Source organism: Kocuria sediminis, assembly GCF_009735315.1.
Taxonomy (GTDB): domain Bacteria; phylum Actinomycetota; class Actinomycetes; order Actinomycetales; family Micrococcaceae; genus Kocuria; species Kocuria turfanensis.
The window spans coordinates 25659-32301 of the sequence record NZ_WOGU01000015.1 but is presented as its reverse complement, the minus strand read 5'-3'; the positions used below and the strand labels follow the sequence as shown (position 1 = coordinate 32301).

Genomic DNA, 6643 nt, shown 5'->3' with positions numbered 1-6643 from the left:
CGGTCCCCGCGTACACCGTGGCCTCGTCCTCGGAGTCGAGGCCGAAGGCGCTGTGCACCACGCGCACGGCCTCGTCGTTTTTTGGAGGTGGAGATCATGTCGATGTTGATGTTCGCGGCGGCGAGCGCCTCGAAGAACGTGAACGTCACGCCCGGGTTGGACTTCATGCCGGCACCCACCAGGGAGAGCTTGCCGACCTCGTCGTCGTACTCCAGGCCCGCGTAGCCGATCTTCTCCTCGGCGGCGCGCAGCAGGCTCATGGCGAGCTCGCCCTGGGACTCGTCCACCGTGAAGGAGAGGTCCGTGAGGGGGTCGTCGCCGGTGGAGATGTTCTGGACGATCATGTCCACGTTGACCTTGGCCTCGGCGAGGAGGCGGAAGATGCGGGCGGCGATGCCGGGCCGGTCCGGGACGCCGACGACGGTGACCTTCGCCTGGGTTCGGTCATGGGCGATGCCGGAGATGAGCGGCTGTTCCAAGGGGATCTCCTTCGGGGAGGTGACGGCGTCTTCGGGGTCCGGGATGACCCAGGTGCCCTCGTTGTGGCTGAAGGACGAACGGACGTGCAGCTTCACGCCGAAGCGGCGGGCGTACTCCACGCAGCGCAGGTGCAGGATCTTCGCGCCGTTGGCGGCGAGCTCGAGCATCTCCTCGCTGCTGACCACGTCCAGCTTGCGCGCCTTGGGCGCAATGCGGGGATCGGCGGTGAAGACGCCGTCGACGTCGGAGTAGATCTCGCACACGTCGGCGTCCAGGGCGGCGGCCAGCGCCACGGCCGTGGTGTCGGAGCCGCCGCGGCCGAGCGTGGTGATGTCCTTGGTCTGGCGGTGCACGCCCTGGAACCCGGCGATGATCGCGATGTTGCCCTCGTCCAGGGACTCGCGCACGCGCCGGGGGTTGACCTCCACGAGCAGTGCGGCGCCGTGCGCGCCGTCGGTGACCATGCCCGCCTGCGATCCCGTGAAGGACTGCGCGGGAGCGCCCATCCCGGACACCGCCATGGCCAGCAGCGCCATGGAGATCCGCTCCCCGGCGGTGAGCAGCATGTCGAGCTCACGGGCCGGGGGCTTGCGGGTGACCTCCCGGGCGAGGTCCAGGAGGTCGTCCGTGGTGTCGCCCATCGCGGAGACCACCACGACGACGTCGTGTCCCCGGTTGCGCGTCTCGACGATCCGCCGTGCAACGCGGCGGATGCCGTCGGCGTCCGCGACGGAGGATCCACCGAACTTCTGCACGATCAGGCTCATGGGTACAACTCCTGTGGTCGAGGGCGGCCGGCGGTCGGCACCGGGCCGTGCGCCCGCTCCCCACGGCAGGGCACCAGGACATCCTACGCGAGTCGGTCAGGCGACGACCGTGCGGCCCTCGAAGGCCCGCCCCAGCGTCACCTCGTCGGCGTACTCGAGGTCCCCGCCCACGGGCAGCCCGGAGGCCAGGCGGGTCACGCGCACCCCGAGCGTCTTGAGCATCCGCGAGAGGTACGTGGCGGTGGCCTCGCCCTCCAGGTTCGGGTCGGTGGCGAGCACGACCTCCTGCACGGTGTCGTCGGAGAGCCGGGTCATGAGCTCCCGGATCCGCAGCTGGTCCGGGCCGATGCCCTGGATGGGGCTGATGGCCCCGCCGAGCACGTGGTACCGCCCACGGAAGCTGCGCGTGCGCTCGATGGCCATGACGTCCTTGGACTCCTCGACCACGCAGATGACGCTGCCGTCCCGGCGGGCGTCGCGGCAGATGGCGCACTCGTCCAGCTCGGAGACGTTGCCGCAGATCCGGCAGAACTTGACCTTGTCCTTGACCGCCGTCATGGCGTCGGCCAGCCGGCGCACGTCGTCCTTGTCGGCGTCGAGGAGGTGGAACGCGATCCGCTGCGCGGACTTCGGCCCGACGCCGGGCAGCCGGCCCAGCTCGTCGATCAGATCCTGAACAGCGCCTTCGTACACGTTCTCCTCGATTTCCGGGCCGGTCCGCGGCCCTCCTGCTCGTTCCCGGCCACGGCGTTCCCCGGGGTCCGTGCGGGGCGTTCAGCGCCCCGGCCGGCGCCCGTCCCGGCCCCGGACGCGGCGGTCCGGCCGCCGGGCCTCACTCCCCGGTGTGGAGGTCCCGCTCCTCGATCAGCATGCCGCCGAGGATGCGCTCGATCGCCGCACGGCCGTAGAGGGTGGAGTCCTCGAGCGCCTCGTCGTCCGAACTGGGGACGAAGGAATCGTCCCATTCTACGCCGCCGCTCCGCTCCGCCGCCGCACTCGGGTCCGGGGCCTGACGCCCGGCGGCGATCGCCGCGGCGTGGCGCTCCCGGAAGCTCAGCCGTTCACGCCGGTCGGCCTCCGCGGGGACCTCGCGCGGTGCGGCGGACCGGGTGGCGTCCGCGGGTGTGCTGCGAAGAGCCGTCTCCCGGGTCCGGGGCGCGGCCCCGGCGGGGCTCTCCCGCACCGGGGCGTCCCGGGCCGGAGCCGGCCGCCCGGTGCGCTGCTGCTGCGCGGGCCGCCACTGCTCCGGGGGCGCCTCGTCGAGATCCTCCGGGTACGGGGGCTCGTCCGGGTACGGGGGCTCGTCGGGGTGGGGCGGTTCCTCCGGCGGCGGGACGTCGTCGAACGGCGCGTGGTCCCGGCCCCGCGGTGAGCCGCCGCCGTCCGGACGGCCGCCGGGCCCACGGTCCGGACGGATGCGGTCGGCTCCGCCGCCGGGGCCGCCCTGGGCGGGACCGGGTTCCCGGCGCGGCGGGGAGGCGGGGTCCGCGGTGGGCGCGGCGCCGACGGGTCCGGCAGTCCGCCCCGGTCCTCGGACCGGGTCCGTGGCGGCCGGGGAGCTCCCGGGCGCGTCCGGCGTCCGGGAGCCCCCCGGGTGCTCGGCGGGGGACTCTGCGGGGGGCTCGGCACGGCGCTCCGCCGGGGGAGCGGCCGGTGTCCCGGTCTCTGTCTCTGCAGAGGTCCCGGTCCCTGTCGAGGTCCCGGTCCCTGCCGAGGGGGCGGCCGGGGCCGTGGCCGAGGGCGCGGGCGGGGTCCCGGGTGCGCCGCTCTGCGGGATGGCGGCCACGGACCAGCTGTGCACGGGTTCCTCGGCCCACGCGGGGTCCGTCCACTCCGCGGGCGCGTCCGTGGCGGGCCGGCCGTGCGCGTGCCACGCGTCCTGCCCGCCCCGGGGGTCGTCCGCTCCCGACGGCCCGTCGGGGGAACCGGTGCCGGACGCCGTGCCGGGCCCCGCGGTGCTGCTCCGCGGGGCCTCCGCGTCCCGGGACATGGGCGGTCGCTGCTCCGCCGCCCGGCCCGCGGGGCCGGTGGGGCGTCGGTCCGCACCGCCGCGGGCGGGCGGGTCGGCCGGTGACGCGGGCGAGACGGGGCGCTGCGTCTCCGTGCGGGGCCCGCCCCGCTGCCCGGAGGGGCGGGGCGCCGGCTCCGGGCCGCGCGGGGCGTTTCCCCCGCCGCCACGGCCGTGTCCGCCGCCCGGGGGGACGGCCTCCGCCCGGCAGTCGATGCCGAGGACCTGCTGCACGGCCTGGCGCAGGTCGTCCTCGAAGCGCGGGAAGTTCATGAGGTCGCCCTCGGCGTCGAACATGATGCGCAGCACCTTGCCGTCGAAGGACTGCGGCGTGCCGCGCTGGACGGTGAACCACGCGACCCGGCGGATGTCCGCGAGGGCGTTGACGATCTCCGGCCAGGAGGCGCGCAGCAGCTCGATCTCGCTGCCGCCCGGAGCGAGCGGGGTCCCCTCGCCGGCCCCCGGCTCCGCCGGCGCGGCCGCAGGGGTGTCCTCCTGGGGCGCCGCCGCCGGGGGTTGCCGGTCCTCGGGCCGCCGGCCGGTCTCCGGGCCCCGGGGAGCGGCCGGACGGGTGTCGCCGCCCGCGTCCGGCCCCGCAGCGTTCCGTTCGGCCGCGCTCGGTTCGGCCGCGCTCGGTTGGGTCGCGGCGGCCGTCCGCGCCGGGGCGGGCCGCTCGGGCGCGGACGGCGCGGTGCCGGACGGTGCCGCGCCGGACGGCGCCGCGGTGCTCTCGGCGTCCGCCCGTGCGGCCACAGGCTCTGCGGCTGCCGTCGCCGCGGCCGCGGCGGGCCGCGGGACGGTGGCCGCCGGCTCCTCGTGCCCGGCGGCGGGGGCGGTGCCGCGGCCGATGCTCAGCCGCCGTTCCAGCCGGTCCACGCGGGCCGTGACGCCGCGGGTGGTGTCCTCCGAGGAGGGCAGCAGGATACGCGCGCAGAGCAGCTCGAGGTGCAGCTGGGGCGAGGTGGCTCCGGTCATCTCCGTGAGGGCGGTGTTGCTGATGTCCGCCGCGCGGGAGAGCTCCGCGGCCCCGAGCTGGGACGCCTGGTTGCGCAGCCGCGCGATCTGGTCCTGGGGCATCCCGTGCAGGATGTTGCCCGCCGACTCCGGGACCGCGTTGACGATGATGAGGTCGCGGAAGCGCTCGAGCAGGTCCTCCACGAACCGGCGCGGGTCCTGGCCGGTCTGGATCACCCGGTCCACCGCGCGGAACACCGTGGCGGCGTCCCCGGACGCGAAGGCGTCGACCACGTCGTCGAGCAGGGCGCCGTGGGTGTAGCCCAGCAGGGCCACGGCGAGGTCGTAGCCGATGCCCCGCTCGTCGGAGCCCGCCATGAGCTGGTCCAGCACGGAGAGGGTGTCGCGGACCGATCCGCCGCCGGCCCGGACCACCAGGGAGAGCACCCCGGGGGCCACCTCCACGTGCTCCTCGGCGCACAGCTGCTCGAGGTAGTGCATCAGCGGCTCGGTGGGGACCAGGCGGAAGGGGTAGTGGTGGGTGCGGGACCGGATGGTCGTGAGCACCTTGCTGGGCTCGGTGGTCGCGAAGATGAACTTGATGTGCTCCGGGGGCTCCTCGACGATCTTGAGCAGCGCGTTGAAACCCTCGCGCGTGACCATGTGCGCCTCGTCGATGATGAAGATCTTGAACCGGTCCCGCACGGGCGCGAACGTGGCGCGCTCGCGCAGGTCCCGGGCGTGGTCCACGCCGCCGTGGCTGGCGGCGTCCATCTCGATCACGTCGAGGGAGCCGGCTCCGTCCCGGGCCAGGTCCCGGCAGCTCTCGCAGCGCCCGCAGGGCGTGGGTGTGGGGCCCTCGGCGCAGTTGAGGCAGCGGGCCAGGATGCGGGCGGACGTGGTCTTGCCGCATCCGCGGGGGCCGGAGAAGAGGTAGGCGTGGCTGACCCTGTCCTTGCGCAGCGCCGTCATCAGCGGCTCGGTCACGTGCTCCTGGCCGATGACGTCCTCGAAGGTCTCCGGGCGGTAGCGGCGGTACAGGGCGGTAGTCACAGGAGCCACCTTAGCGACGGATTCCGACAGGCGGGGCGGGGCCCCGGGGCTGGGGAGCCGGGCCGCCCCGAGGGGACGAAAAGACCCCTCGCGCACCCGCCAGAGCCCGTTTACCCTTGCTGCCTTCCGGCCCTGGGGGAGTTCAACAGGATGACGCCACGCGAGGGGCTGGCACAGAGTCTAGCCGATGCCGCGGGCAGGTCGAAACCGGGCGGCGCCGCCGACGATTCGGCAATGCCCCGGGGTTGGGCTATGCTGGACTCCGCATGTTCCGGCACCGCGAGGTCGCCGGGGCGTGCGTGCCTGGAGGATTCGCCTAGCGGCCTATGGCGCACGCCTGGAACGCGTGTTGGGTTCACGCCCTCGGGGGTTCAAATCCCCCATCCTCCGCACTGCAGAGCCCCTGACCGGGACATCCTTCCGGTCAGGGGCTCTTCTGCGTACCCCGGCCCGGAGGGCTGCGGCCGCCCGGGCGATCGCCGAGTGCCGCAGAGGCCGGGCGCCGTCAGGGACCGGGCGCTCAGGGGCAGGCCACGGTCAGGAGCCGAGTGCTCAGGCCCTGCGGCGGGCCCGCGAGCGGCGGACGGCCACGGCTGCGGCGGCTGCCGCCACGACCCCCAGACCACCCAGGGCCAGCGGGAGCCCGGGGGCGGTCTCCTTCTCCTGCGCCGGAACCCGGGTGAGGCTGCCCAGGGGCACCCGGGTGACCGTGCCGGGGGCTACCTGCTGCGCTCCGGGCAGGCCCTGGGCCTCGACGGAGCGGGCGTCCGTGTCCTGCCCCGAGGGCCCCGGCGCCGTGGCCCCGGGGGACCGGGACGCCGCCGGCCGGGTGGCGGCCGGTGCGGGGCTCGTCGTCCCGGCGTCCCCGGCGTCGTCCCCGGTGCCGGTCTCGGTGCCGGTCGACCGGTCCGCCGCCGGGTCGGCCTCCGCACCGGAGGGGACGGACTCTGCGGCCGGGGCGGCGTCGGGCGCCGCGGACCGCTCTGGGACGGGCTCCTCGTCCGGGCCCGGTGCCGCTCCGGAGTCCGACGGAGCGCCGACCGCGGGATCGGCGGCCGGGGTCTCCGCCGGGGCGGCCGGGGCCGGCTCGGTCGGTTCGGCCGGTTCCGCCGGTGCGTCGAGGGCGCCGTCCTCGGCCGGTGCAGCGCTGGGGGACCCGACGGCCGGCGCGGGAGCCGGCACGGCATCGGGCGCAGCCACGGCGGGGGTGGGGGCGAGCAGGATCAGGGCGGCCAGGGCCAGGGTCCGAACGGGCATGAGGGGAACCTTACGAGGGAATGCGGGCGCGGAGCGGGCGCTCGTCATTTTACGTCGTTCCGCCCCTGGAGTTCGCATATGCAATAACCTGCTGGTGTGGTGGGACGGGCTGTCCCGCCGCACC

The 6643-nt window shown here is 75.3% G+C and carries 4 protein-coding genes, 1 tRNA gene and 1 other RNA gene; 1 reads left to right on the top strand and 5 read right to left on the bottom strand.

Annotated features, from left to right (window positions below; genetic code table 11):
- From GMA12_RS15610 to ffs, 4 genes are all read right to left on the bottom strand, one after another.
- The coding region (locus tag GMA12_RS15610) for an aspartate kinase (RefSeq protein ID WP_240898886.1) at positions 1-1247 on the bottom strand (1247 nt) is incomplete at its 3' end.
- Between the two features lie 96 nt (positions 1248-1343).
- Positions 1344-1940: a recombination mediator RecR gene (recR, locus tag GMA12_RS15605; RefSeq protein WP_047803726.1), complete on the bottom strand. Its 597-nt coding sequence runs from the start codon at positions 1938-1940 to the stop codon at positions 1344-1346.
- Between the two features lie 139 nt (positions 1941-2079).
- A complete protein-coding gene (locus GMA12_RS15600; RefSeq protein WP_162459948.1) occupies positions 2080-5262 on the bottom strand; it encodes a DNA polymerase III subunit gamma and tau in 3183 nt (1060 codons plus the stop codon).
- A gap of 76 nt (positions 5263-5338) precedes the next feature.
- An RNA gene (gene ffs, locus GMA12_RS15595) (signal recognition particle sRNA small type) lies at positions 5339-5435 on the bottom strand.
- Between the two features lie 132 nt (positions 5436-5567).
- Here ffs and GMA12_RS15590 point away from each other — a divergent pair.
- Positions 5568-5652, top strand: a tRNA-Ser gene (locus GMA12_RS15590).
- Between the two features lie 162 nt (positions 5653-5814).
- Here GMA12_RS15590 and GMA12_RS15585 read toward each other — a convergent pair.
- Positions 5815-6519, bottom strand: coding sequence for a hypothetical protein (locus GMA12_RS15585; protein ID WP_156270433.1), 705 nt, complete (start codon positions 6517-6519; stop codon positions 5815-5817).
- Between the last annotated feature and the right edge of the window lie 124 nt (positions 6520-6643).